General features: G+C 70.2%; 17 protein-coding genes. 11 read left to right on the top strand and 6 right to left on the bottom strand.

The window, feature by feature from the left end:
- Positions 1-9 precede the first annotated feature (9 nt).
- The 3 genes from OZ403_RS14550 to OZ403_RS14540 all read right to left on the bottom strand — a co-directional run bounded on the left by OZ403_RS14550 (position 10) and on the right by OZ403_RS14540 (position 6,465).
- Positions 10-1,830 (bottom strand): DUF885 domain-containing protein, encoded by a 1,821-nt coding sequence (locus OZ403_RS14550; protein ID WP_268784440.1) that lies wholly within the window; start codon positions 1,828-1,830, stop codon positions 10-12.
- Entirely contained in the window at positions 1,827-4,778 is a 2,952-nt protein-coding gene (locus tag OZ403_RS14545) for a DEAD/DEAH box helicase (RefSeq protein ID WP_140790413.1), read from the bottom strand. Before OZ403_RS14545 ends, OZ403_RS14550 begins: the two co-directional genes overlap by 4 nt.
- Positions 4,779-4,869: 91 nt before the next feature.
- Positions 4,870-6,465 carry a GMC family oxidoreductase gene (locus tag OZ403_RS14540; protein ID WP_268784439.1) on the bottom strand — a complete coding sequence of 532 codons (1,596 nt, stop codon included), beginning with the start codon at positions 6,463-6,465 and terminating at the stop codon, positions 4,870-4,872.
- A 135-nt stretch (positions 6,466-6,600) separates the two neighbouring features.
- Between OZ403_RS14540 and OZ403_RS14535 the strand changes: the two genes are divergently transcribed.
- The 8 genes from OZ403_RS14535 to OZ403_RS14500 all read left to right on the top strand — a co-directional run bounded on the left by OZ403_RS14535 (position 6,601) and on the right by OZ403_RS14500 (position 15,029).
- A complete protein-coding gene (locus tag OZ403_RS14535; RefSeq protein WP_268784438.1) occupies positions 6,601-9,921 on the top strand; it encodes a type 2 lanthipeptide synthetase LanM family protein in 3,321 nt (1,106 codons plus the stop codon).
- Positions 9,918-10,133, top strand: a complete 216-nt coding sequence (locus OZ403_RS14530; RefSeq protein ID WP_140790406.1) for a mersacidin/lichenicidin family type 2 lantibiotic — start codon at positions 9,918-9,920, stop codon at positions 10,131-10,133. Before OZ403_RS14535 ends, OZ403_RS14530 begins: the two co-directional genes overlap by 4 nt.
- 90 nt (positions 10,134-10,223) lie before the next feature.
- The gene (locus tag OZ403_RS14525) at positions 10,224-10,439 is read left to right on the top strand and encodes a mersacidin/lichenicidin family type 2 lantibiotic (RefSeq protein ID WP_140790406.1); all 216 of its coding nucleotides are present in this window, start codon (positions 10,224-10,226) and stop codon (positions 10,437-10,439) included.
- A 90-nt stretch (positions 10,440-10,529) separates the two neighbouring features.
- Positions 10,530-10,745, top strand: a complete 216-nt coding sequence (locus tag OZ403_RS14520; RefSeq protein ID WP_140790404.1) for a mersacidin/lichenicidin family type 2 lantibiotic — start codon at positions 10,530-10,532, stop codon at positions 10,743-10,745.
- Positions 10,746-10,775: 30 nt separating this feature from the next.
- Entirely contained in the window at positions 10,776-10,988 is a 213-nt protein-coding gene (locus OZ403_RS14515; protein WP_140790402.1) for a mersacidin/lichenicidin family type 2 lantibiotic, read from the top strand.
- Between the two features lie 94 nt (positions 10,989-11,082).
- On the top strand, positions 11,083-11,298 hold the full coding sequence (locus OZ403_RS14510) for a hypothetical protein (protein WP_140790400.1): 216 nt from the start codon (positions 11,083-11,085) through the stop codon (positions 11,296-11,298).
- The gene (locus OZ403_RS14505; protein WP_268784437.1) at positions 11,295-13,496 is read left to right on the top strand and encodes a peptidase domain-containing ABC transporter; all 2,202 of its coding nucleotides are present in this window, start codon (positions 11,295-11,297) and stop codon (positions 13,494-13,496) included. The genes OZ403_RS14510 and OZ403_RS14505 overlap by 4 nt, the downstream gene beginning before the upstream one ends.
- Before the next feature lie 87 nt (positions 13,497-13,583).
- Positions 13,584-15,029 (top strand): amidase, encoded by a 1,446-nt coding sequence (locus OZ403_RS14500; protein ID WP_268784436.1) that lies wholly within the window; start codon positions 13,584-13,586, stop codon positions 15,027-15,029.
- A 62-nt stretch (positions 15,030-15,091) separates the two neighbouring features.
- On the opposite strand, the gene OZ403_RS14495 is transcribed toward OZ403_RS14500, so the two are convergent.
- A complete protein-coding gene (locus OZ403_RS14495) occupies positions 15,092-16,237 on the bottom strand; it encodes a proprotein convertase P-domain-containing protein (RefSeq protein ID WP_237078290.1) in 1,146 nt (381 codons plus the stop codon).
- Between the two features lie 189 nt (positions 16,238-16,426).
- On the opposite strand from OZ403_RS14495, the gene OZ403_RS14490 reads away from it, so the two are divergent.
- The 3 genes from OZ403_RS14490 to OZ403_RS14480 all read left to right on the top strand — a co-directional run bounded on the left by OZ403_RS14490 (position 16,427) and on the right by OZ403_RS14480 (position 20,108).
- Positions 16,427-18,241: an NUDIX hydrolase gene (locus tag OZ403_RS14490; RefSeq protein ID WP_237078289.1), complete on the top strand. Its 1,815-nt coding sequence runs from the start codon at positions 16,427-16,429 to the stop codon at positions 18,239-18,241.
- A gap of 147 nt (positions 18,242-18,388) precedes the next feature.
- Positions 18,389-19,276, top strand: coding sequence for an ATP-grasp domain-containing protein (locus OZ403_RS14485; protein WP_268784435.1), 888 nt, complete (start codon positions 18,389-18,391; stop codon positions 19,274-19,276).
- Between the two features lie 136 nt (positions 19,277-19,412).
- The gene (locus OZ403_RS14480; RefSeq protein WP_268784434.1) at positions 19,413-20,108 is read left to right on the top strand and encodes a hypothetical protein; all 696 of its coding nucleotides are present in this window, start codon (positions 19,413-19,415) and stop codon (positions 20,106-20,108) included.
- Positions 20,109-20,194: 86 nt separating this feature from the next.
- On the opposite strand, the gene OZ403_RS14475 is transcribed toward OZ403_RS14480, so the two are convergent.
- Together OZ403_RS14475 and OZ403_RS14470 are read right to left on the bottom strand one after the other, a co-directional pair.
- Positions 20,195-21,370, bottom strand: a complete 1,176-nt coding sequence (locus OZ403_RS14475; RefSeq protein WP_268784433.1) for a TIGR03118 family protein — start codon at positions 21,368-21,370, stop codon at positions 20,195-20,197.
- A 142-nt stretch (positions 21,371-21,512) separates the two neighbouring features.
- Complete coding sequence (locus tag OZ403_RS14470) at positions 21,513-22,847, bottom strand: replication-associated recombination protein A (RefSeq protein ID WP_090495587.1); 1,335 nt, start codon at positions 22,845-22,847, stop codon at positions 21,513-21,515.
- Between the last annotated feature and the right edge of the window lie 16 nt (positions 22,848-22,863).

Here is a 22,863-nt window from a genome sequence, read left to right as displayed (position 1 = left end):
GCGCGCGCCTCAGGGCGCGCGCGGAGGCTTCGGCGCGGCGGCCTCATGCTGCCGCGCCGCCACCCACGCCTGCACCCGCGCCTCCAGGATGTCCAACGGCAGGGCGCCGTCGAGCAGCACGACGTCGTGGAACTCGCGCACGTCGAAGCTCGGGCCCAAAGCCTGCTCCGCGCGCGTGCGCAGCTCGCGAATCTTGAGTTGCCCCACCTTGTACGCCAGCGCCTGCCCCGGCCAGGCGATGTAGCGGTCAATCTCGTTGGTGGTGTCCAGCTCCTGGCGCGGTGAGTTCTCCATGAAGAAGTCGAGCGCCTGCTGCCGCGTCCACTTCTTCACGTGCATGCCGGTGTCGACGACGAGCCGCACCGCGCGCCACATGTCGTAGGCCAGCTGGCCGAACTTGTCGTAGGGGCTGGAGTACAGGCCCAGCTCGTCGCCCAGCGTCTCGCAGTAGAGCGCCCAGCCTTCGCCATAGGCCACGTAGTAGCCGTAGCGGCGGAACTCGGGCAGGCCGGGTTGCTCGGCGGCCAGGGCCGTCTGAAGGTGGTGACCGGGCACGGCTTCGTGCAGCGTGAGCGGCACCATCTCCCACAGGGGACGCGTCTCCGGCCGGTACAGGTTCACCAGGTACGTGCCCGGCCGCGAGCCATCCGACGCCCCTGGGTAATAGAAGCCGGTGGTCGCGTCCGGAGCCATGGCCTCCGGCGTCGGCTCCACGCCATAGGGCTGCCGGGGCAGCGTCTTGAACAGCCGCACCAGCAGCGGGTCGATGCGCTTGGACAAGGCCCGGTAGCGCATCAGCAGCTCGTCCCCGTCCCGCGCATAGAAGCGCGCATCCGTCCGCAGGAAGCGGAAGAACTCCGCCAGCGTGCCCTTGAAGCCCGTCTGGACCTTCACCGCCTCCATCTCCGCGCGCAGGCGCTGGACCTCGGCCAGGCCGAGCGCGTGAATCTCCTCCGCGCCCAGACCCGTGGTGGTGAACTTGCGCGCGAGGAAGTCATACAGCTCCGCGCCGTCGGGGAGCTGCCAGATGCCCACCACCTCCGTGCCCTTCGGGACGTACTCCTCGGTGAGGAACTGGTGGAAGCGCTTCAGCGCGGGGAGCACGCCCTGCGCAATCGCCGCGCGGCCCGCCGCGGACAGGCGTTGCTGCTCCGCGGAGGCAATGCCCTTGGGGAAGCGGCGGAACGGCGCGAAGAAGCCGCTGTCCGCCGGGTCCGCCACGAGCTGCTTCGCCACCTGCGGCGGAATCCGCTGGAGGACGACCTGGGGATGGATGCGCTTCTCGCGCAGTCCCTCGCGCAGCAGCGCCAGCACCTGGTCCACGTAGGTGCCGAAGCCCTGGAGCCGGGCCACCCAGTCCTCGTAGTCCTTCACCGTCTCGAAGCGCAGGTTGTCCGCGAGCTGGTAGGCCGTCTGCACGCCCGGCGGCTGTTTGATGCCCTCCGGGATGCCGCCCATGTGGTTCACCGGCATCAGATACGTCTTGAAGCGGTGCTCCTCCACCCACGTCTCGTAGTCGCGGCGGAACAGGTCGTAGTTGAGCTGGTCCGCGGCGGAGAGCGCCTTTCGGTCCACCTTCTTCAGCTTCGCGAGCACCTGGAGGTTGTGCTGGTGGTCCGCCTCGATGGACTTGAGGCTCAGGTCATCCCAGCGGTCGTTCCAGCGCCGGTCACCCTGCACGGACGCGTACGTCGGGCTGTGCTCCAGCTGGTACTGCCACTCCTGCTGGATGAGCGCGTGCAGCGTGGCGGCGGCCTGGGGCCGGGCGTCGGCGGATTCGGGAAGCATCGTGAGGAACCCCACTGCGAAGAGAAGGACTGCGCGCGTCATGAGAAGAGTTCGAGCAAATCCTCACGGGTGATGGCCGTCGCGGCGGCGGCCTCGCTCAGGGCCGCCTCGAAGATGGCCCGCTTCTTCTCCTGGAGCCCCAGGATGCGCTCCTCCACGGTGCCCTGGGACACCAGCCGGTACACCATCACCGTGCGTTCCTGGCCAATGCGGTGGGCGCGGTCCGCGGCCTGCGCCTCCGCCGCCGGGTTCCACCACGGGTCCACCAGGAAGACGTGGTCCGCCGCCGTGAGGTTGAGGCCCGTGCCGCCCGCCTTGAGGGACATGAGCAGCACCGGCTCACCTTCCGTGGACTGGAAGCGCTCGGTGACTTCGCCGCGGTTGGCCGTGGTGCCGTCCAGCCGGCCGAAGCCGATGCCCGCCGCCTTCAGGCGCGGCTCGATGAGGTCCAGCAGCGACGTCCACTGCGAGAAGACGAGCGCCTTGTGGCCTTCGGAGACGGCCGTCTCCAGCGCGTCCACCAGCGTCTCCACCTTGGACGACGTGTTGGCCCGCTGGCCCGGAACGAGCGCGGTGTGACACGCGGCCTGACGCAGCCGCAGCAGGGCCTCCAACGCCTTCAGCACGCTGCCGCCCTCGTTCAGCAGGGCCACCACTTCCTTGCGCGTGGCCGCCATCACCGCGTCGTAGACGGAGCGCTCACGCTCATCCATCTGCACGTGCATGACGGACTCGATGCGCGGCGGCAGCTCGGGCGCGACATCCCGCTTCAGGCGCCGGAGCACGAAGGGACGGATGCGGCGCCGCAGCCCCTCGGCCGCGTCCTGCCGGCCCTCGGAGATGGGCCGGGCAATCTTGTCCTCGAAGTGCTTGCGCCCCCCGAGCAGGCCCGGGTTGGTGAAGTGCATGAGGCTCCACAGCTCCTCCAGCCGGTTCTCCAGCGGCGTGCCGCTGAGCGCGAGCCGGAAGTTCGCCTTGAGCCCGAAGGCCGCGCGCGCCACCTGGCTGTCCGGATTCTTGATGGCCTGCGCCTCGTCCAGCACCAGCGAGTCCCACGTCTTCGCGCCGAGCACCGCCGCGTCCAGGCGCATGATGGCGTAGGTGGTGAGCGTCACGTCGGCGGACGGCTCCAGCGCGCGGCCGGGCCCGTGGTACACGCACACCTTGAGCGACGGGCGGAAGCGCTTCAGCTCCGCGGCCCAGTTGGGCAGCACGCTGGTGGGGCACACCACGAGCGACCCGGGCCCCAGGGCGCAAATCGTCTGGAGCGTCTTACCCAGACCCATGTCATCCGCCAGGATGCCGCCCAGCCCCGCGCCGCGCAGGAAGCCCAGCCAACTGACGCCTTGGAGCTGGTACTGGCGCAGCGTGGCGTTGAGCTCCGCGGGCAGCTCGGGCGGGGGCAGCTTCTCGAAGCCGGAGATGAGCGGCGCCAGCCGGTCCAGGCCCGGCGGAGGAGGCTGCTCCAGCGTCTCGCACAGCGCGGTGAGCTCCGGCAACGCGTGGTTGGAGACCTTCCCATCCTCCTGCCTCGCGTTGAGCAGGTCCGCCACGCGCTGACCGTGCTTGTCCAGCCAGGCCCGGGGCAGCGGCGCCCAGCCACCACCGTCCAGCGGCACCAGCCCCAGCCCCTCCGTCCAAGCCCGGATGACGGCGGCGGCGTCCACGGCCTTGACCTCGCCCTTGGCCCCCTCCACCTGGAAGGAGAGCTGGAAGCGCACGTCGGGGACGCCCTGCCCCGTGACGCTGGACTCCAGATGGAGCGACGGGCGCAGCTTGACGTCGGGACTCACCAGACCCGCCGCGTCACCGGCGAGGTCGCCTCGCCAACGCCGCAGCTTGTCCGCCCAGCGCACCATCTCCGAGCCCTGCACCGTCAGCCGGCGGCCAGGCACCAGGTTCAGCTCGTCGCGCAGCTGGTGGATGAGGCGCTGCTCGGCGGACTCGTCGCGCAGCGGCACCGCGCCGCGCAGGTACACCATGCGCCCGTTGTCGATGCGCACCACCGGCGGCGCGCCGTAGACGAGCGTGGGCAGTACGGACAAGCCAGCGTCGAGCTGGTTCAGCTCCAGCAGGATGCGCGGCTTCAGCTCGCGGTCCAGGCGCGGCAGCCGCTTGCTGCGGACCTCCACCGGCAGGCGGCGCCCCAGCTCGGGCATGATCTTCGAGGTCAGGTCCCCCAGGTGGTCCGCCGAGTACGTGCGGACGATGGGCAGGTTCTGCAGCCACGGGCCGGACATGGACGTCTCGCCCAGGCGGACCAGCGTGTCACTCGCGAGCGCCACCCCGGGGCTGACCACCTCCTGGATGCGCGGGTCCTTGGTCACCGTCACCACAATCTGGCCGCTGCGGTCCTCCACCACCGCGCGCGGCAGCACCTGCTCGTCGGACACCGCCACCGGGCGCCCGTCGAGCAGCACGTTGCGCGCCGACTCCAGCACCTTGAGCACCGCCTCCAGCGTCTCCGGTGCCAGGGTGCCGCGCGTGCGCCGCTGCTCCAGGATGCGGTCGGCCAGCAGGTCCGCGTTCTCCACCTGGAGCTTCGCGGCCTCCGCGGGCCGGGCCATCAGCGACGTCAGGCTGCCCTCCAGCGGCGTCTCCGTGCTGTCCACCTGGACAATGGAGCGGCGAAGCTCCAGGCCGCCGTCCATGCGGGTGAAGTGGTAGACGACGCGGGCCCAGCGGGTGGCCGCCGTCTCCATGGGCGTGTCCTGCTTCTCCGCCTGCTGGATGGAGATGGCCGCCGCCACCACGTGCTCGCAGGGGTCCACCTGACTGGGGCAGTCACACTCCCAGGCGTCGTCGTTCGGGTACAGGACGACCGTGAGAGCGACCGGGCGCCCCTTGGCGCGCACCCTCAGCTCCAGCTCGCCCCCTTTCTGGGACTGGAGCACCACGGCTCCGGAGCGGGCGAGGTTCACGCCGTTGGACCAGATTCCCGGCTTGGCTTCCTTCCGGACGGTTTCGAGCAGTTGGGCGGTGGCGGACATGGGGCGTTGTTTCCCTACGCCCCGAGGATGCGTCGCGCAACGGCCATGAGCGCGTACCGTCGCGTGGCAGGCGGCCTCCCCCTGCCCCGGCTCAGGCGAAGTCCCCCGCCTGGAAGCGGCGGACGATGTGGTCCGCGCTCCGGAAGCTGTTGGCCAGGATGGTCAACGTGGGGGCCGCCCCGCCGGAGGTGGGCATGAAACTGCCGTCCACCACGAACAGGTTGTCCACCTCGTGCGTCTGGCAGTGGCCGTCCAGCACCGACGTCTCCGGGTCGTCTCCGGCGCGGCACGTCCCCTGGACCAGGTACGACGAGGTGCCGCCCACGATGAGGGGGACACACTCCTCGGCGCCCAAGTCGCGGAACAACTCGAAGGTGCGCGCCAGCAGCCATTGCCCCGCGCGGACGTGGTGCCGTGGCCGGTCCAGGTGGATGCGCGCCACCGGCAGCCCCCACCGGTCCTTCACCTCCGGGTCCAGCTCCACGAAGGTTCCGGCGTTCGGGAGGAAGTCGTGGAACACCTCGCAGAAGAGCACGTCCGACGCCTTCGCCCCGTCCCGGGACTCGGGCACGGGCGGCCCGCGTCCGAAGCGGAGGATGCCGCCCTTGGGCAGGTCCGACACGCCATCGGGCAGGAAGTAGTGGTCCATCACCGAGCGGCCGATGAACGGGTGCGGATTCTCCAGCAGCGCACCGGGGAGGCGGTCGCGCGGCAGGCGCGCCTGCGCCATGGTGACGGCGTGGAACTGGAGGTGCCGCCCCACCCGCCCGCTGCCATTCGCCAACCCGTTGGGAAAGCGCGGCGAGCGCGACAGCAACAAGAGCCGCGCGGACTCCACGGACGAACAGCACACGCACACCACGCGGGCCGTCACGCGGTGCTCCTGCCCCTCCGCGTCCAGGTACACGCACCCGGTGGCGCGGCCATCCGGCCCCACCGTGACTTCGCGGACATGACACCGCGCGCGGACCTCACAGTGGCCCGTGGCCTCGGCGCGAGGCAGCAGCGCGGCCTGCGAGCTTCCTCGCGCGCCCACCGGACATCCCAGGCCGGAACACTCCAGGCAGTAAGCGCACGCGGGGCGCCCCTGATAGGGCCGCGAGTTGATGGAGCGCGGCGTTGAAAAGGCATGCAGCCCCCGCCGCGCGCAGGCCTCCTCCAACGCGGCGGCCAGGGGATGCGCATCCAGCGGAGGCAGCGGAAACGGTGTCGAGCGAGGTCCCTCGAAAGGATTCACACCCGCGAGCCCGGAGACGCCCACCTCTTGCTCCGCCACGGCATACCAGGGCTCCAGCGCGGCGTAGTCATAAGGCCAGTCCGCCAGCTCCTCGTAGTCACCGAAACGGCTGCGCATGCGCAGGTCATCCGGATGGAAGCGATAGAAATATCCACCCATGTGCACGGTGCCGCCGCCCACGCAGCTGGCCGTCCAGCCCAGCGCGGTGCGCAGCGGCACGGACGTCTTCCGTGTCACCACGGTATGTGGGTCGTCTTCGACGCGGGGGATGAGGTCCTGCGGCCCCAACCCCGTCGCATCGTGCGCGTATTCCCGCGGCGAGTGCCGCGGGCCTCGCTCCAACACCAGCACGCGAAGCCCTGCCTGGGAAAACTTCAACGCCAGCGGCCCGCCGCCCGCGCCACTGCCGATGATGAGTGCGTCGTACAAATCACTCCCACCTTCCCGCATGTATTGCATGCCATGCGGACACGGGCGCTCAGCATTGACATGCAAAGACGAAATGCCTTACCTGTATCACAGTCGTCTCCCTGATACTCCAACGAAGCCAGCTCACCGGGCTTTGCCCAGGAAACGAGAGGACGCGTGGAAATCACGCAGAGGCAGGACGAGGCGACGCCGGGAGCCAACGCTCCGTCGCGGTTCGCACGCTGGGCACGGGCCACCACACTCGCCGAGCGAGCCGTATTCACTCTCAAAACCAGTACGACGCAACCCGATGCATCCGCCGCGGCGCGCAAGCGATTGGATGCGTGGCGTCAGCAGGAGCCCTTCGGACAGGCGGACTGGTGGCAGCGCAGATTGCAATCCTCTGGGCTGACAGAGACGGAGCTGCTCATGCTGCTGGAGGTGCCCGCCGAGGCACCCTGGACCACGCCTGCTGAAGTCCCCGGCTGGGTGCAGGTGCTGGAGCGAGCCTACGCGGAGCCCTCGCACGCGCCCGTCATCTGGCCCGAGCGCACGGAGGGCCCGGACCGCTCGGCCTTCCTGCCCCTGGTGGAGCCGCTGGTGTCGCGCGCCGTGACGCAGCTCACCGCCGCGCTGAAGCCCCTGAAGCACGCCGCGCCTGGGCTCGACCTGGAGCCGAGCGTCGTCGTCTCCACGATGCTGGGCCACCTGCCCCAAGTGCTGGCACCAGCGTTGGGCCGCGCCATGGTGGTGGAGCTCCATGCCGCCCAGTTGGAGGGACTGCTCGCGGGAGACACACCGGAGGCGCGCTTCCAGGACTTCACGAAGCGGCTGCGCCAGCCGCGGTTCGCCCTGGACATCCTGGAGCGCTACCCCGTGCTGGCCCGCTGCGTCGTCCTGCGCATCGCGGAGTGGGAGTCCAACTGCCTGGGACTGATGAAGCGGCTGACACGCGACGCGCCCCTGCTCTGGCAGCGGTTCAACGCGGGCCAGTCTCCCGGCGCGCTGGTGGAGGCACGTGGCGGCTTCTCCGATCCGCACCGGGGCGGTCAGGGCGTCTTCATCCTCCGCTTCGAGTCCGGGCTGCGGATCGTCTACAAGCCGCGCTCGCTGGGAGCAGAGGCCGGGCTCCAGCAACTCCTCACGTGGCTCAACGCGCGCGGCGCCACGCCCGTCATGAAGGGCGCGGAGGCGCTGGACCGGGGCGAGTACGGGTGGATGGAGTACGTGGCCCCCGCGCCGTGCGCGTCGACGGAGGAGGTCCGGCGCTTCTACGAACGCCAGGGTGCCTACGTCGCGCTGATGCACGCGCTGGACGGCACGGACCTGCACTTCGAGAACCTCATCGCCGCCGGTGAGCACCCGGTGCTGGTGGACGTGGAGACGCTCTTCCACCCGCTGTCAGGCACGCGCACGCTTCGAGACTCCGAGCACGCGGTAGAGGCGCCGCCGGTGTCGGTGCTACGCAGCGGACTGCTGCCGCAGCAGTTCTGGGGCACGCGCAAGAAGGCCGGGGTGGACCTGAGCGGACTGGGCGCTCGTGCAGGTCAGCTCACGCCGCAGGCCTACTTGATGACGGCGGAGCGAGGAACGGACCGGATGCGCTTCGAGCGGCGTCCGGTGGAGCTACCCGGGTCCAACAACCTGCCGCGCCTGGAGGGCGAGACCGCGCCCGTCCTGGCCTACCGCGACGCGCTGGCCGACGGCTTCACCCGCATGTACAGCCTGCTGCTGGAGCACCGCGAGGCGCTGCTCGCCGAGGACGGGCCGCTGGCCGCCTTCGCGCCCGTGCCCATGCGCATCCTCTTCCGCAACACGGCGGTGTATGGCGCGCTCCTCTTCGAGAGCTACCACCCGCACGTGCTGACGGATGGGCTCGAGCGCCAACGCTTCTTCGACCACCTGTGGCGCGCCGTGGTGCCTGTCCCGGACTTCGCGGCGCTCGTGCCCCTGGAGACGGAGCAGTTGGAGCGGGGAGACCTGCCGTACTTCACCGCGCGCGCCGACTCGAAGGACCTGGAGGCGGGCTCGGGCCAGCGCCTGCCGGACTTCTTCCAGGAGACGGGCATGGCGCGCGTGCGCCGCCGGCTGAAGGGCCTGTCGCCGGAGGACCAGACGCGGCAGCGCTGGGTACTGGAGCGCTCGCTGGATGTCCTGCTGCTGAGCTCGCAGACGGTGGCGCGTCCGACGTATCCCTTCAGGGAGCACACCCAGCCGGGCCTCCGCGACGCGTTGCTCGCGGAAGCACGACGCGCGGGCGAACGGCTGCTGCCCTTGGCCTTCGAGCGCCGTGACGAAGCGCACTGGCTCGGCCTGGATGCGGGAGACGGCGGATGGAGGCTCGGTTCGCCAGGGCCGGACGTGTTCCAGGGCCGTGCTGGCATCGCGCTCGCGCTGGGCTACCTGGGGGACGTCACGCAAGACGCGCGCTTCACGCGGCTGGCGCGGGCCACGCTGCGCACCCAGGCGCGCCTCCTCGCGGAGGAGCCCGCCGGCGTGGTGGGGTTGGGCATCCTCAACGGCTGGGGCGGCATCCTCTACGCGCTGACGCACCTGGGCGTGCTTTGGAAGGACGACGCCCTTTTGGACGAAGCCGCCGGATACGTACGGCGGCTGCGGCCCCTGGTGGAGAAGGACACGGTGTTGGACGTGGGCGCGGGCGCCGCGGGCTGCCTGCTGGCGCTGCTGGTGCTCGGTGAGCACCGCCCGTCGGACACGTTGTGGGCCACGGTGGACGCCTGCGGCCAGCGGCTGCTGGAGACGTCCACGCCCCAGGCCCGAGGCGCGGCCTGGATTTGCGAAGCCGCCGGAAACCGTTACCTCGCAGGCATGGCGCACGGAGCCGCCGGCATCAGCCTGGCGCTGCTGCGGCTGTTCGCGCGGACGGGCGATACGCGCCTGCGTGACGCCGCGGTGGCGGGCATGGAGTTCGAGCGCGGGCTCTACACGCCCGAGGAGCGCAACTGGCCCGACCTGCGCGTGGGCGCGAAGGAACTGGCGGCGGCGGAAGGCGCGGAGCACTTCCTCTGGGCCTGGTGTACCGGCGCCCCCGGCATCGGCCTGGCACGACTGTCCGGGCTCCCCTTCGTGGACGACGCCGCGGTGCGCGAGGAGATTGCCATCGCGCTGGACTCCACGCTGGCTCGGGGCTTCGGACGCAACCACGGTCTGTGTCACGGCGACCTGGGCAACGCGGACTTCCTGTTGGAAGCGGCGGCCACGCTGGGGGACTCAAAGCTCCAGGAGCGCACGAACGCGGTGGCGGGCGGCATCCTGCGCGGCATCTCCGAGCACGGCTACCTCTTCGGCCTGCAAGGCAGCACGGAGACGCCGGGCATGATGGTGGGCCTGGCGGGCATCGCCTACGGACTGGCGCGGCTGGCCATGCCGGAGCGGTTGCCCTCGCTGCTGACGGTCGCGCCTCCACGAATCGTCCGAGGTGAAGGGCTGGGCACCCCGGATGGCCGTCCCTCCAGCCGTGACCAGGAGCAGTCATGAGCCAGAAGAAGGACCACATCCTCCGCGCGTGGCGTGACCCCGAGTACTTCAACAGCCTGTCGTCGGAGGAGCGCGCATCCCTGCCCGCCAACCCCGCCGCCGAGTTGGAGCTGGGGGACGACCTCCTGGAGGTCATCACCGGCGGCGACTTCTGCCTGCCCGGCCAGTCCAGCCCCCAGTGCACGCCGTGCCCGCCGCGGCACTGCTTCTGATTCGAGGCCGTCTTCGAATCATCCCCCTCTTCCACGGTGGTGGGCTGGCCACCGCGGAGGTTGTTTCCCCAGCCCTTTCCAGGAGCAGTCATGAGCCAGAAGAAGGACCACATCCTCCGCGCGTGGCGTGACCCCGAGTACTTCAACAGCCTGTCGTCGGAGGAGCGCGCATCCCTGCCCGCCAACCCCGCCGCCGAGTTGGAGCTGGGGGACGACCTCCTGGAGGTCATCACCGGCGGCGACTTCTGCCTGCCCGGCCAGTCCAGCCCCCAGTGCACGCCGTGCCCGCCGCGGCACTGCTTCTGATTCGAGGCCGTCTTCGAATCATCCCCCTCTTCCACGGTGGTGGGCTGGCCACCGCGGAGGTTGTTTCCCCAGCCCTTTCCAGGAGCAGTCATGAGCCAGAAGAAGGACCACATCCTCCGTGCGTGGCGTGACCCCGAGTACTTCAACAGCCTGACCGCCGAGGAGCGCGCCGCGCTCCCCGCGAATCCCGCCGCCGAGCTGGACCTGGGCGACGACGTCCTGGAGAGCATCACCGGCGGCTGTGGCTGCAAGCCCGGTCAGTCCAGCGCCATCTGCACGCCGTGCCCGCCGTACCACTGTCTCTGATTCAAACCCCTTTCCTGCCCAGGAGAAGTCATGAGCCAGAAGAAGGAACACATCCTCCGTGCGTGGCGTGACCCCGAGTACTTCAACAGCCTGTCGTCGGAGGAGCGCGCGTCCCTGCCCGCCAACCCCGCCGCCGAGCTGGAGTTGAGCGACGAGGTCCTGGAGAACATCTCGGGCGCGGACACCTGCGAGCAGTTCGGCAGCTACTACTGCACGCCGTGCCCGCCGTATCACTGCCTCTAATGACAATGCGTTAGGGCTCGGTCCTGAACCGAGCCTGGGGGGACTGGCTCAGTCCCAGGCCAGTCCCCTCCCCCATGCGCTAACGTCCCCTGCGATGCAGCCACCCACCGACGGCCGACCCTCCATCTTCCGCAAGGAAGCCCTGGCGCACTACCAGCGCGTCGTGCAGGACGAGGGTGACCTGCTGCGCATCGGTGGCCGGTGGACGCGGTGGACGTTCGCGCTCCTGTTCGTCTTTGGCCTCGCGCTGGCGCTCGGTGTCCTGGCGTGGCCGGCGCTCATTGCCCCGGAAGGAAACGTGTCGCCATGACGGCCGAGGCTCCGCAGCAGCCCCAGCGCCGGTGGCGACTCGGCCTGCGCAAGCGCGTGCCCGAAGTGCGGCAGATGACGATGACGGACTGCGGCGCCGCCTGTCTGGCCATGGTGCTGGCCTACCACGGCCGCGAAATGAGCCTGGAGGCGGTGCGCGAGCTGACGGGCCCCGGACGCGACGGCGCCAGCGCGAAGTCGCTGAAGGCCGCGGCCCAGAAGCTGGGCCTGCGCGTGCGCGCCATCTCCGTGGACCTGGACCGGCTGCCCTTCCTGCCTCCGGCCACCATCCTCCACTGGCGCTTCACGCACTACGTCGTCTTCGAACGCCTGGGCCGCGGCTGGGTCGAGGTGGTGGACCCCGACCAGGGCCGCCGCCGCGTGTCCATGGAGCAGTTCAGCCAGTGCTTCACCGGCGTGGCCCTGCTGATGGAGCCGTCCGAGGACTTCCAGCCGGGCCAATCGCGGCGCGGGCCGTACCGCTACCTGGTGCCGCTGGTGAAGCGACAGGCCGGCACACTGGCAAAGGTGCTCGCGCTGTCCGCCGTGCTCCAGGTGCTGACGCTGGCGGTGCCGATGCTCACCGGCATGGTGGTGGACCGCGTGGTGCCCCGGCAGGACTACTCCCTGATGGGCGTGTTGTCCGCGGCGCTCGCGGGCGTGTTGCTCTTCGAGCTGCTCTCGTCGGTGGTGCGCGGACAGCTCCTGGTGGAGCTGCGCACCCGGCTGGACTCGCAGATGACGCAAGGGCTGCTGGACCACCTGGTGAGCCTGGCCTACCCGTTCTTCCAGCTCCGGCCCGCGGGCGACCTGCTCACGCGGCTGGGCTCGCAGCAGGCCATCCGCGATCTGCTCTCCACCGGCCTGCTGTCCAGCGCGCTCGACGGGGCGCTGGTGCTCCTATACCTGGGCCTGCTGCTGGTGGCGGATGCGTCGCTCGGGCTGCTGGTGGTGGGACTGGGCCTGTTGCAGGTGCTGGTGTTCGCACTGCCCCGGGCCAAACAACGCAGCCAGCTGTCGCGCAGCCTGGACATGGGCGTGCGCAGCCAGAGCTACCTGATGGCCATGCTGTCCGGCATGCAGACGCTCAAGGCCTTCGGCGTGGAGGGCCGCATGGTGGGCAGCTACTCCAACCTCTACGTGGACCTGCTCAACGTGGAGCTGGAGCGAGGCCGCCTCTCCGCGTGGCTGGACGCGCTGACGGGCACGCTGCGCCGCGTGTCCCCGCTGGTATTGCTGTGCGTGGGCGCGTGGCGCGTGCTGGACGGCGCGGTGTCCCTGGGACAGATGCTGAGCATCAACGCGCTGGCCACCGCGCTGCTGGTGCCCCTGTCCAACCTGCTGGGCACCGGCGGGCAGCTCCAGTTCCTGAGCACCTACCTGGAGCGCATCAACGACGTGCTGGACACGCCCCCCGAGCGCGACGCGGCGCACCAGGGGCGCGCGCCCACGTTGCGCGGCGCCGTTAACCTTGAGGACGTGCGCTTCCGCTACAACCCCCACTCCGCCTGGGTGGTGCAGGGCGTGTCGGTCAGCGTGGAGCCGGGGCAGATGGTGGCGCTCGTCGGCCGCTCGGGCGCGGGCAAGAGCACCCTGGCGCACCTGCTGCTGGGGCTCTACCTGCCCACCTCCGGACACGTCCGGTACGACGGCGCGGAGCTGGGCGAGCTGGACCTGCGCGCGGTGCGCAACCAGTTGGGCGTGGTGTTGCAGGATGCCTCGTTCTTCAACGCGTCGCTGAGGGAGAACATCACCCTGAGCGACCCGGACCTGGACATGGACCGTGTCGTGGAGGCCGCGAAGCTGGCCCACATCCACGACGACATCATGGCCATGCCCATGCAGTACGACACGCCGCTGACGGACCGGGGCCTCTCCATGTCCGGCGGCCAGCGGCAGCGACTGGCCCTGGCCCGCGCCCTGGTGCGCAGGCCCGCCATCCTCTTGTTGGATGAAGCCACCAGCGCCCTGGACGCCACCACCGAGGCGCACGTGCAGCAGGCGCTGGCGTCCTTGAAGTGCACGCGCGTCGTCATCGCCCACCGGCTCAGCACGGTGCGCAACGCCGATACCATCCTCGTCATGGAGGCAGGCCGGGTGGTGGAGGTGGGTCGGCACCAGGAGCTGCTGGAACGCCAGGGCGCCTACGCGTCCCTGGTGAATGCGCAACGGGAGGAGCGCACCCAGGCGGTGGGCTGAGGCGCCTGGAGCACTACCCGGGACTCATGGGTATCCTGCTTCCCGTGCCCGGTCCGCCGCATGTCCACCGGCGCCTGTGAGGGATTCATGAACCTGGATGACTACAGCCGCTTTGACGCAGTGGGATTGGCGGAGCTGGTACGTCGGAAGGAAGTCACGCCCGAGGAGCTGCTCCGGGTGGCGGTGGAGGCCATCCACCGAGTCAACCCGGCGATCAACGCCGTCATCGACACGCGCGACACCCAGGCACACGAAGCGCTGAAGCAAGGCCTCCCCGACGGCCCCTTCCGGGGCGTGCCCTTCCTCATCAAGGACATCGGCGTGCATGCGGCGGGCGTCCCCACCGACCTCGGGAGCCGGCTGACCCAGGGAACGGTGTTCCCCTACGACAGTGCATTGATGGCGCGCTACCGGCGCGCGGGACTGGTCCTGCTGGGCCGGACGAATGCCCCCGAGTTCGGAAACAACGCCACCACGGAGCCCCTCCTCCACGGCCCCACTCGCAACCCGTGGGACGTGGGACGCAGCCCGGGCGGCTCCAGCGGTGGCTCGGCGGCGGCGGTAGCGGCAGGCATCGTGCCGGTGGCGCATGGCAACGACGGCGGCGGCTCCCTGCGCATCCCCGCTTCCCTCTGCGGCGTCTTCGGGCTGAAGCCCACACGGGGCCGCAACTCGCTGGGACCGAACTCCGGCGACTTCATCTGCGGCATGGGCATCGAGCACGTGCTGTCGCGCACCGTGCGCGATAGCGCGGCGGTACTGGACGCCACCCAAGGGCCAGAGGCCGGGGACCCCTACTTCGCGCCGCCCCCACGGCGCCCGTACCTGGAGGAAGTGGGCCGCACGCCTGGCCGGCTGCGCATCGCGCTGATGACGGCTTCGCCCATGGGGGGCCCGGTGAGCCCTCAGTGCATCGAAGCCGCGCGACTGGCGGCGCGCCTGTGCGAGGAACTGGGCCACGACGTCACCGAAGACGCGCCCGCCCATGACGGCCTCCTGCTGCACGAGGCCGTCACCACCGTCTGGTCCGCGACCATTGCGTCCCTCGTGGCGATGGCCAGCCACTATTCCGGGCGCGAGGCCGAACCGGACTCGCTCGAAGCCACCACGTGGGCGGTAGTACGCCACGGCCAGGCGTTGACGGCCACGGACCTTCAACGGGCGCTCGGCGTATTCAACTTCGTGTCGAGGAAGGTGGGGCTCTTCTTCGAGAAGTACGACGTGCTGCTGTCGCCCACGGTGGCGGCGCCGCCCTTCCCACTGGGCCTGCTGGACGCCAACGCGCCCCGAACGGCCCGCGAGTGGTACGACCACGCGTTCGGCCACTGCCCCTTCACCGCGCTGTTCAACGTCACCGGGCAGCCCGCCATGTCCGTGCCGCTGCACTGGAGCGCGGAGGGCCTGCCCATCGGCGTCCAGTTCGCCGGCCGGTATGCCGACGAGGCCACGCTATTCCAACTGGCGGGACAGCTCGAGCAGGCGCGGCCCTGGGCCCAGCGGCGGCCTCCAGTGCACGTCACCCGGCCCGCGTAGCCACCGTGAAACGCGCGGTGGGCCCCTGAAGAACCGCGGGGGCCCACCGCGAATACACTGGCTCAGTCGTAGCGGCTGGTGAGCTTCAGCGTCCACGAGCGCAGCGTGCCGCTGCCCACGCCGGACGGGTTGGCGACGTGCAGCTTCCAACGTCCGTTGATGACGCCGTCGCGCGGGATGCCCCGCGTCACGACGATGCGCGAGGGCGGCGTGCCCTCGTTCGGGCCATCCCACAGCAGGGCCGTCTCACCACCCGGGTCCTCCAGCGTCAGCACCAGCCGGTGCGGCGCGGTGTGGACGACGTCCAGTTCCACGTTGATGTCCATGGGCACGGTGGCCAGCCCCACCACGGTGAGCGGCGCCGTCACCAGCGGGTTCGTCGACTGGAGCCGCAGGTCCGAGTACTCGATGAAGGATGCGCCCATCCACGCCGGGGCGCAGTAGCCCTCCACCCAGCCCGACGCCAGGCCGATGCAGATGAGCTTCTCCGACGGGCACGCCACGAAGCGGGAGCACACGTCCCCGTTGCCGGAGAGGTACGAAGCGTCGACACAGCGGCCGTAGGGGCTGGAGCCGTCACCGGGCCGGCCCTCGCAGATGAGCCCGGGCTGACAGATGCCAGGGCCCGTGCACGGGTCACCTTCGGCCGCCTGCTGCGTGTGAGCCTTGAGCTGTCCCATCGTGACGGCATTCACGTTCGTCAGCCGCGACAACTGCACCATGTGGAGGATGGGACGCGCCGCGACCAGGCTCTGCACCGCCGCCGCGGGGATGCCGAAGAGCGTCTGCAGATTCGACGCGCTCTCCGTGTTCGCCGCGTGGATGGCGCGGCGGGCCTCGGCCATGTTGAAGGCCACGCCGTGGAAGGTCCCCACGTGCCCATCGACCGGCAGCTCCACGCGGCCCGTGCCCTTGGCGTACGCCTCCAGCGCCGCGAGCGCCGCGGGGCCCACGTATGGCACCGCGTCCACCTGCTCGATGCTCACGAAGCGGCGGTCATCACCCGTGCGGAGCACGCCGTCCGGCCCCTCGCGGAAGTCAATCAGCGCCTGCGCCGCCAGGGCGTTCAGCGGCACCTCCTGGTCGAGCACGGAGAGGGAGATGGAGTATTCGTTGAGGAAGGACAGCACGCCCTCGCCAGCGGGCGTCCCCGTGGCCAGCGCCTGCGTCTGCGTCCCGAGCTCAACGGCCTCGTGCTCGGCGTCCATGGACGTCGGGGCACCACAGCTGATCAGCGCCGGGAGAAACGTGGATAGCGAAAGAAACAAGTGAAGTTTGAGTTTCATGCGCACCATGTAGCGCAAGACTTGCCCGGCGCACAGGACGTCACTCGTGCGTGACGCAATCCAACCGAAGCCGTGGGGAATACGCCCACCTCCGTGGCAGTCTTGCGCGCCATGCGAATCCCCCACGCGCTGTCCCTGGGCGCCGCCGCCCTCCTGGCGCTGTCGGCACAGGCCGCCGCCCCCAGCCGTCCCTCCCCCGCCCTGCCTCCGGGCTACTGGCCAGAGGAGAAAGTGGCCGAAGTCCTCGCCAAGACGCAGGAGGTCCGCCTGTCGCCGGACCTCTCCCGCCTCACGCCCGACGAGCAGGCAGCGGTGAAGGACCTGCTGGAGGTGGGCGCCATCTTCCAGGGCCTCTACGAGTCCTCGCGCCACCACCAGGCGCTCCCGGCACTCGCGAAGTTGGAAGCGTTGGACAAGAAGCTGGGCGGCCCCAAGCGCACGCAGGACCTGCTCGCGCTGTACCGCCTGTACCAGGGCCCCATCGCCAGCACCCTGAGCAACGCGCGAGAGGCGTTCCTCCCAGTGGACGCGCAGGTGGCCGCGCGCAACGTGTACCCGGTGGACGTCACGCGGGCGGAGGTGGACGCATTCCTGGCCGCGAACCCCGGCGAGCGCCAGTCCCTTCTGAGCGAGAAGACGGTGGTCCGCCGCGCCACGGCGGCCAACCTGCGCCAGGACGTGAAGGTCCTCCAGACGCACCCGGTGCTGGACACGCTGCATCCGGGCCTTCGCCAGGCCCTGCAAGCGAAGGCGAAGCGGCCCGACGCCAAGGCGCTCTACGCGGTGCCCTATGCCGTGGCCTATGGGCCGGAGTTGGTGAAGGCCTACGGGCTGGTGATGCGCGCGGCGCAGCGGCTGGAGGCCAGCGACGTGGAGCTGGCGCGCTACCTGCGCAACCGCGCGCGGGACTTGCTCACCAACGACTACGAGAGCGGCGACGCGGCCTGGGTGACGGGCCGCTTCCAGAAGCTCAACGTACAGTTGGGCGCGTATGAGACGTATGACGACGCGCTCTTCGGTGTGAAGGCGTTCCACAGCCTGTCGGTGCTGCTGAGCAATGAGTCGGCCACGCAGGAGCTGCGCAAGCGCCTGGGCGGGCTCCAAGCGGTGGAGGACGCGCTGCCCTACGCCGCGAAGAAGCGCGTGCGCGAGGACATCCCCGTGGGCGTCTACGACGTCATCGCCGACTTCGGCCAGTCGCGCGGCACCAACACCGCGAGCATCCTCCCCAACGACGCGCTCGCCGCGCGTCGCTACGGCCGCACCATCCTCCTGCGGGAGAACATCATGCGGAACCCGGACCTGTTCGCGTCCGACGAGCGCATCTGGCGCGCCGCGGTGGCGGACGCCCACGTCCGGGAGCTGGTCTCCGAAGGCAACTTCCAGCGCACCCTGTGGCACGAAGTGGGCCACTACCTGGGGCCGGACCGAGACCAGAAGGGGCGCACGCTGGACGACGCGCTGGAGGACTACGCGGGCGCCGTGGAGGAGATGAAGGCGGACCTGGTGAGCCTCTTCTCGCTGCATGACTTCCACAAGAAGGGCACGCTCGACGCCGCCGGGCTGCGCGCGGTGCAGGCCTCCGGCATCCGCCGCACGCTCCAGAATGTGCGCCCGCGCGAGGACCAGCCCTACCAGCGCATGCAGTTGGTGCAGTTCAACTGGTTCCTGGAGCACGGCCTCCTCCAGGCGGACCCGCAGACGGCGCGCCTGAGCATCCAGTACGACAAGTACCCAGCCGTCGTGACGTCGCTGCTGGAGAAGGTGCTCGCGCTCCAGCACGGCGGTGACAAGGCGGCCACCGCGGCCTTCTTCCAGCGGTGGAGCGCCTGGACGCCGGAGCTGCACGAGAAGCTGGCGGCGCGCATCCGCGAGGCGCAGGGCGCCCGCTTCCGGCTGGTCCGGTACGACGCGCTGGGGGACTGAGCGTCCCGCTTCCGGTCCCCGCGAAATCCGCGCGGGGACCGGGACAGAGCGCTCCGGCCAGGGCGTCATCTGGCCGTGTCAGGGTTCGCGCGCGCACGCGTCGGAGGTGCCCCCCACACACCGCCACCCTTGATGCGAGGCTTCTGGATGCCAGGCTCCCGACGTCCGTCTCACGCGCGCGCCATCCTCTTCGGCCGGAATCCCACCCAGGACGACCCCTTCGACGTGGAGGCCGACGCGGCCGAAGCGCTGGGGGTCGACACCTACCAGGCAGACCTGGGCGCCCTGCTCTCCGGCAATGCCGAGCAGGCGCTGTCCACCCTCCCGGAGCGCGGCAGGCTCCGGCTCCTCTACCGCGGCTGGATGTTGACGGAGGAGGAGTACATGGCGCTGGACGAAGCCGTGTCCGCCCTGGGGCACCGGCTGACGACCACGCCCGAGCAGTACGCGGCGGCGCTCTACCTGCCCAACTGGTACCCCCAGCTCTCCCGCTACACGGCGCGCAGCGTCTGGACGGAGGGCATGGACGCGGCGGAAGCCTGGCACGCGGCCCAGGCGCTCGGCTCGCAACCCTGGCTGGTGAAGGACCACGTGAAGTCGGCCAAGGAGCGTTGGGATGAAGCCTGCTTCATCCCCGAGGGCACGACGCAGGCGCGCTTCGAACAGATTTGCGCCAACCTCGTCGATGAGCGCGGAGACCGCTTCGAGCGGGGCCTCGTCGTCCGGAAGTTCCTCCCCTTCAAGACGTACGGACGGACACCCGCGGGCCCGGCCCACCTCGAGTTCCGGCTCTTCTTCGGAAGCGGCCGGCTCCTCGCCGCCGAGCCGTACCACGAGCTCGACGTCGACGTGCCGGACTTCACCGGCTTCGAGCCCCTGGCCCGGCGCATCGACTCGCCCTTCCTCACCCTGGACGTGGCCATGCTCCAGGACGGGGGCTGGGCGGTGGTCGAGGTGAACGACGGCGGCGTCTCCGGACTGCCACCCGGGCTGGACCCACGCACGCTCTTCGAGGCCCTGCTCGACCCTCGCTAGCGCGGCGTTCGGCGTGCTCGCGCGGACCCTGCCCCGTGGGCAGGGGCGTGTGACGCGCCGAGCGGTGCGCCGCTGCTTTCACCCTCCCCCCGGATGCGCACAGTTTCGGACAGGACCCTATGACCGGGAGGAAGGCATGGCGCAGCCAGGCAGGCGTCGCATGTACCTGGGGATGGCCGGCACGGCCGTGATGCTGTTGGGAGGCTGTGCCTCCCATCGCTCCAGCGCGAAGGTGGACAAGCAATGGGTGGCGCGCGTCCCACCCGGCGAGCTGGGAAACGTGCGCGAGGCGCAGCTCACGGAGGACCATGCCCGGGAGCAGATCACCCGCACCCAGGTGGCCAGACAGGACGCCGAGACGGAGCGAGAAGTCGCCCAACGCAACGAGGACGCCGCGAAGTCCCGCCACGAAGCAAGTGAGGCAGCGCTCGAGGCCGCGCAGGCAACGGGTGACGTCGCGGCCCTCGAGCGGGCCCAGAACGCCGCCTGCACGGCCCAGCACGCCCTCACCCTGGCCGAGGCGGAGACGGCCTGGCGCGACGACGCGGTGACGACGTTGAAGTCGCTGGAGGTCATGCGCCAGCGGGAGCTGGACGTGGCCGACGCCCAGCTCGAACAGGCGAAGTACGAAGCCGTCAACGCCAACGCGGACGTCCGGGCGAAAGAGTTGTCCCCAGGGGACTTCTCCAGCGCCGTCGCCGACGCCCGACGAAAGGCGGCGGATCAGCAGCGCCAGGTGGACGCCAACCTCCAGCGCGAAGATCAGGCCAAGGCGCGCTGGCAGCAGTTGCAGGACCAGGGCTACGGAGGCAGCGGCTCACAGCAGCCCTGAGACGCGCCTTCACCTCGCAGCGCCCCACGTGACAGCGCGGGCCGGAGCACCGTGCTCCGGCCCGCGCCGCCATGCCCGCATCCCGCTCACTGCGCCTCAGGCCCGCGAGGCGCCTTCCACGGGGGCAGTCCCTGCGGACACGTGGGCGCCATGTCGAGCCGGCCATAGAGTCCCTGCTCCTCGTCCGCGGGCCCCGCCGTGAAGAAGAGCGCCTCGGCGGGTAGGCCCTGCACGCCAGTGCCGAAGTGCAAGGACCAGAGTCCGTCGACCTTGACAGGCTGCCCGTCCGGCCGAGTGAGCGCGCCTGCCCAGGCGCCTGAGGCAGGGTCATACGCGTTGATGGCGCCATCCCCGAAGTTGCCCACCAGCAGGTGGTTGCTGAACTGCCCGAAGCCCGCCGGCGCCAGGGCCATTCCCCACGGCGCATTGAGCGCGCCCTGAGAAGCGAACCGCCGCAGCAGCTGCCCGTTCATGTCGAAGGCGTTGATGTAGCCCGCGCCCACGCCGGGGACATCATCCGAACGCTCCTCGTCCTGCTGCGCATACGAGACATAGAGGGTGCCCTCAATGTTCTGGATGTTGAAGGGCGCGTAGCCGGCGGGCAGTGACGGGTCCGCGAAGCCGCCCGGCATCGGCATGGGCGTGAAGCTGGAGTTGAAGACGTCGATTCGACCGTTCCGGAAGTCCGCCGCGTACAACATGGCGTCCGCTCCGGTGCCGGCCATCGCCAGCCCCTTGTACACAGAGCCCATCCCGGAGTTGTCTGCCACGATCTTGGCCCAGGCCTCGTCCACCGCGGGTGCCCAGGCGGCCAGGACGCCCTGCTCCGTGACGAAGATGAAGCGAGCGGGCCCCGAGACGCCTGTCCCCGTCACGACGAATGCTTCCGAGCCATTGAACACCACGCCGGTGGGCTCTCCCATCTCGGCCACGCCTGGCGGCGCGGGGATGCCCACGATGAGGGGCTGCTGAACCCCGTTGCCGTCATAGAGCGTTGAGGTGCCCGTGCCGGCGTTCGCCACCCACGAGACGCCCATCGGGTTGAAGGCAAGCCCCCAGGCGTTGACGAGGTGCGGATCGACATGCTCGGCGCCAAGCGCCGGACTGTTGGCCACGAGGTTGCGTTGTGTGTAGCCGCCCGCCACCGAGCAGTCAGCCGGCGGCGCGGGTGGCATTGCCGCCCTGGCGACCGGGACCGCGAGGACCGCGACCGCCGCGGACAACACACCTTGCGTCAACATGGACCTGCGAGTGTTCATCATGATGTCCCCCTCTGAGACGGCGAACCGCCGCGTGCTCATTGAGCAACAAGTTGGGAGGGCGTCTTCGGATGAACAACCGGCACTGCTGCCCAGGAGCATTGCGCACCGGACGGCAAAGTCCGGCCCTCGGGGGCTGCCTGCGCTACTCGCCTCGGGACGCCTTGTCCTCGCGCCACCAGTGGCTCATGCGCTCGTGAATCTCCGCCTCGTAGCCTTCCTTGCTCGGGCGGTAGAAGACGGAACGCTCCAGCGGGGCGGGCAGGTACGTCTGCCCGGGCACGTAGTGGTCCTTGAAGTTCCAGGGTGTCTGGTAGCCCTTGCCGTGCCCCAGCTCCTTCATCAGCTCGGTGGGGGCGTTGCGGATGTGGAGTGGAGGCTCCGCGTTGGGATGCTCCTGGAGCGCCGCCATCGCCGCGTCCAGCGCCGCATAGGCACGGTTGCTCTTCTTCGCCGTGGCCAGCAGGACGACGGCGTGCGCCACGCAGATGCGCCCCTCCGGCATGCCCATGGCGTGGAAGGCCTCCTCGCAGTCACGCACGATGCTGATGGCCTCTGGCATCGCCATGCCCACGTCCTCCACGGCAATCACCTTGAGCCGTCGCCACAGTGACGCCACGTCGCCCGTCTGGAGCAGCTTCGCCGCCCAGAAGACGGCGCCCTGGACGTTGGAGCCCCTGCACGACTTCTGCAGCGCGCTCAGCAAGTCGTAGTGCTGGTCGCCGTCCTTGTCGTGACGGGACAGACTGGTGCCCACTGCCTCGCGCGCCGTCTCGGGCGTAATCTCCGCGCCGTCCGCGGTGAGGCTGGCCGCCAGCTCCAGCGCGCCCAGCGCCTTGCGCACGTCACCCACGCCGCCCTTCGCCAGCAGCGTCAGCGCCTCCTCCCCCACCGTCAGGTTGCGCGCGCCCAAGCCCCGCTTCGAGTCACCGAGCGCCCGCGTCAGCGCCGACTGGATGTCCGCGACGGTGAGTTCCTTGAGCTGGAACACGCGGCACCGGCTGACGAGCGCGGGGCGGACCTCGAAGCTGACGTTCTCCGTGGTGGCGCCCAGGAGGACGAAGAGGCCGCTCTCCACGTGGGGCAGCGCCTGCTCCTGCACGTTCTTCGCCCAGCGGTGAATCTCGTCGACGAAGAGGACGGTGCGGCGGCTGTACTGGTTGCGCAGGCGCTCGGCTTCGGCCACCACCTCGCGGATGCGGGGGATGCCGTCCGACACGGCGGAGAGGATGACGAACTCCGCGTCCACGCCGGTGGCCATCATCCGCGCGAGCGTCGTCTTGCCCACGCCCGGGGGCCCCCAGAAGAGGGAGGACACGATGGCCTTGCGCTCGATGAGCTGGCGCAGCGGACGGCCCGGGCCCAGCAGGTGGGACTGGCCGATGAACTCGTCAGGCGTGCGAGGCCGCATCCGCTCCGCCAGGGGCGCGAAGCGATTCACGTCGACGGAGGCGGAGAAGAGGTCGGGGCCAGCGCTCATCGGGCCGCAGGCTCTC

The sequence above is a fragment of the Myxococcus sp. NMCA1 genome (assembly GCF_026810205.1).
GTDB lineage: Bacteria > Myxococcota > Myxococcia > Myxococcales > Myxococcaceae > Myxococcus > Myxococcus xanthus_A.
This window is presented reverse-complemented; position numbering and strand designations above follow the sequence as displayed.